This window comes from Streptomyces aurantiacus JA 4570, from assembly GCF_000414115.1.
Taxonomy (GTDB): domain Bacteria; phylum Actinomycetota; class Actinomycetes; order Streptomycetales; family Streptomycetaceae; genus Streptomyces; species Streptomyces aurantiacus_A.
In genome coordinates this window covers 1-3,478 of sequence record NZ_AOPZ01000556.1, presented here as the reverse complement: position 1 = coordinate 3,478, position 3,478 = coordinate 1, and the positions used below count along the sequence as shown (strand labels likewise).

The window sequence follows — 3,478 nt, the reverse complement described above, 5'->3', positions numbered from 1 at the left end:
GGGACTGGGGCGCACCCGCGAGGCCTCCTACCGCGCCGGCAGGTGGTCCAGCCTCCGCAGGATCACGCCCTCCCGCAGGGCCCATGGGCAGATCTCGACCGACTCCACGCCGAAGAGGTCCATCGCGCCCTCGGCGACGAGCGCCCCCGCGAGCAGCTGGCCGGCCCGTCCTTCGGAGACGCCGGGCAGCTCGGCCCGCTCCGCCGCGGTCATCGCGGCGAGCTGCGGCACCCAGTCCTCCAGGGACTTGCGCTTCAGCTCCCGCTGTACGTAGAGACCCTCGGCGGACCGGGCGGCACCCGCGAGCCGGGCCAGCTGTTTGAAGGTCTTCGAGGTCGCGACGACGTGGTCGGGGCTGCCGAAGCGGGTGAACTCGCCCACAGTGCGGGCGATCTGGGCGCGTACGTGGCGCCGCAGGGCCCGTACGTCGGCGGGGTCCGGCGGGTCGGCGGGCAGCCAGGCACCGGTGAGCCGTCCCGCGCCGAGCGGCAGGCTGGCCGCGGCGTCCGGCTCCTCGTCGATGCCGTACGCGATCTCCAGGGAGCCGCCGCCGATGTCGAGGACGAGCAGCTTGCCCGCGGACCAGCCGAACCAGCGCCGCACGGCGAGGAAGGTCAGCCGCGCCTCCTCCGCGCCGCTGAGTACCTGCAGGTCGACGCCGGTCTCCTCGCGGACGCGGGCGAGCACGTCGTCGGCGTTGGTCGCCTCGCGCACCGCGGAGGTGGCGAACGGCAGCAGGTCTTCGACGCCCTTGTCCTCCGCGGCCTGGAGCGCGTCCCGCACCGTGGCGACGAGCAGCTCCACGCCTTCGGGGCCGATGGCACCCGCTTCGTCGAGGAGTTGGGCAAGGCGCAGGTCGGCCTTGTGGGAGTGCGCGGGCAGCGGGCGGGCGCCGGGGTGGGCGTCCACCACCAGCAGATGCACCGTGTTCGAACCCACGTCGAGGACACCGAGTCTCATATACGGAACGCTACTGCGCATACGGCGCGGGGCTGCCGCCGGGCGGACGTTGCTGGTCTCCGGGAAGACACGGGCGCGCATACCCTGGAGACGTGCCAAAGACGAAAAAGGCGAAGCCCGACAAATCGCAGCCGTCGCAGTCATCGGAGTCCTCGAAGTCCTCGAAGTCGGAGAAGCCCCTGAAGGCAGACAAGACAGACAAGGCCGACAAGCCCGGTAAGGCGGAGAAGGCCGGCAAGAAGGCCGGGAAGGGCAAGAAGGCCGGAAAGCAGCTCGCCAAGGCGGGCAAGGGTGCCGCGGTCCGGGACGAGCAGGGCCTGGACTTCGCCCGCGCCTGGGTGGAGTTCCCGGACCCGGCGGACGACGAGCAGGTCTTCCGCTGCGACCTGACGTGGCTCACCTCCCGCTGGAACTGCATCTTCGGCAGCGGCTGCCAGGGCATCCAGGCGGGCCGCGCCGACGACGGCTGCTGCACGCTGGGCGCGCACTTCTCGGACGAGGACGACGAGAAGCGGGTCGCGGGTTACGTGGCGCGGCTCACGCCGGACATCTGGCAGCACCACGACATCGGCACGCAGACGGGCTGGGTCTCGCAGGACGACGACGGCGAGCGGCAGACCCGCCCGTACAACGGGTCGTGCATCTTCCAGAACCGGCCCGGCTTCGCGGGCGGCGCGGGCTGCTCGCTGCACATCCTGGCCCTGAAGGAGGGCCGGGAGCCGCTGGAGACCAAGCCGGACGTCTGCTGGCAGCTTCCGGTGCGGCGCACCTTCGAGTGGATCGACCGGCCGGACGACACGCGGGTGCTTCAGGTGTCCATCGGTGAGTACGACCGGCGGGGCTGGGGTCCCGGCGGTCATGATCTGCACTGGTGGTGCACGTCGGCGACCTCGGCGCATGGCGCCGGGGATCCTGTCTATGTGTCCTATCGGCCCGAGTTGATCGAGCTGATGGGGAAGGCGGGGTATGACCGGCTGGTCGAGCTGTGCGAAGAGCGCTTGCGCTCGCAGTTGCCGTTGGTTGCGCCGCATCCTGCGGATGCTGGCGGGTGCGCCTAGTCGTCGTTGGGGATCCGCCGTGGGCGGGTGCGGGTTGTCTTGGGCTGGTCGCGCAGTTCCCCGCGCCCCTTTGGGGCACATCCCTACGTCGGCCTCAGCCCTGCCCCGGGTCGCCGCTGGGCGTGGGGGTGGGTGTCTGGGGGTCGGACGGGGTCGGCGTAGGGGTGGGTGTCGGGTCCGGGGGCTGCGTGGTTGGTGTGGGCGTCGGGTTGCCCGGTGTGGGGGTCGGGTCCGGGTTGGGTGGGCCCGGGCGGGTCTGGGTTGGGCGGGGGGCCGGTTTGCCGGGGCGGCCCGGGGAGCCGGTGGAACTGCCGTAGCCCTCCAAGGAGATGACCGCTCCGGTGGGGGCGATGGTGACGCGTGCGCTCCAGTGGCCGGGCGGCTCGCGGTTGTCGTCCACGTACACCCTGATCGTGACCGAATCTCCGGGCGAGAGCGTGCCCGCGGACTGGCTCAGGACCAGCCAGGGCGCGCCGGTGCTCGCCGACCAGCGGACCGGTGAACTGCCGCCGCCGGTCAGCGTGATGAGCGTGACGCCGCCGTGCGACCGGGCCTGTACGCCGATCCGGCCCGCCGCGGGTCCGCCGGGGCTGATGACCTCCACGGAGACACCGGGTCCGCCGCGGCCGCCGCGGAAGCGGGGGTCGGGCCGCGTTCTCGTAGTCCTCGCGGCCGCGGGCGTCCTTGCCGCCGGGGCCGCCGTCGGCCTCGGTGACGCCGGTGGTGCGGCCGTCGTGGCCCTCACCGGTGAGCGGCGCGCCGCGGTAGGCCGCCCACAGGGCCAGGACGGGGGCGGCCACGACGGTGGCGACGACCGTCGTCGTGACGGCACGCGCGCGCAGCCGCTCGCGGCGGGCGGCGTGGTCCTTGGGGTCCATCGGAAAGCCGCGCCGGTCGAAGCGGGGGCCGCCGCCGCGGGCCCGGCGCCGGTCGCGCGGGGCGTGGGCCATGGCGTGGTGCAGGGCCGCGCGCGGGGCGGCGATGACCGGCAGCGCGGCCGGCGTGACAGCGGTGCCCGGCCAGGCGCTGGAGCCGGCGCGCTCGGCGGTGTGGCGGCAGCGCGGACAGTCGTCGACGTGCCGGACCAGCTCGCGGCGCAGGGCCGTGCCGAGCAGGACCTGGTTGTCGCCGGTGAGGCGGGCGACGATCGGGCAGGTGCCGGTCTCCACGACGGCGAGCGCCGCGCGGGTGCGCTCCACCTCGCAGGCGGCGGAGGCGAGCAGGTCGCGGGCGGCGGCGGGGTCGAGGCCGAGGACGGCGGCGACCTCCTTGGCCGAGAGCCGGTGCCGGACGGCGAGCTCCAGGGCCTCGCGCTGCTCGGGCGTGGTCCCGGCGGCCTCCGGCCAGGCGAGCTGGGCCAGTTCGCGGCGGCGGGCGCGGGCGAGGTCGTCGGCGGGCGCGGCGGGGACGGTGCCCCTTGAGGTGGTGGCGGCGGGAGTGGCCGGGGGCGGGTGGGCGGC

2 protein-coding genes and 1 pseudogene are annotated in these 3,478 nt (G+C 74.3%); 1 reads left to right on the top strand and 2 read right to left on the bottom strand.

The annotated features are described in order from the left end of the window. Nucleotides 1–27: 27 nt before the first annotated feature. The gene (locus tag STRAU_RS38115; protein WP_016645722.1) at nucleotides 28–960 is read right to left on the bottom strand and encodes a Ppx/GppA family phosphatase; all 933 of its coding nucleotides are present in this window, start codon (nucleotides 958–960) and stop codon (nucleotides 28–30) included. A gap of 179 nt (nucleotides 961–1,139) precedes the next feature. On the opposite strand from STRAU_RS38115, the gene STRAU_RS38110 reads away from it, so the two are divergent. Further along, nucleotides 1,140–2,018, top strand: coding sequence for a DUF3109 family protein (locus STRAU_RS38110; RefSeq protein WP_037664666.1), 879 nt, complete (start codon nucleotides 1,140–1,142; stop codon nucleotides 2,016–2,018). Nucleotides 2,019–2,112: 94 nt separating this feature from the next. Here the strand turns inward: STRAU_RS38110 and STRAU_RS38105 are convergent. Next, nucleotides 2,113–3,478 (bottom strand): annotated as a pseudogene (locus tag STRAU_RS38105) (BACON domain-containing protein); the annotation flags it as partial.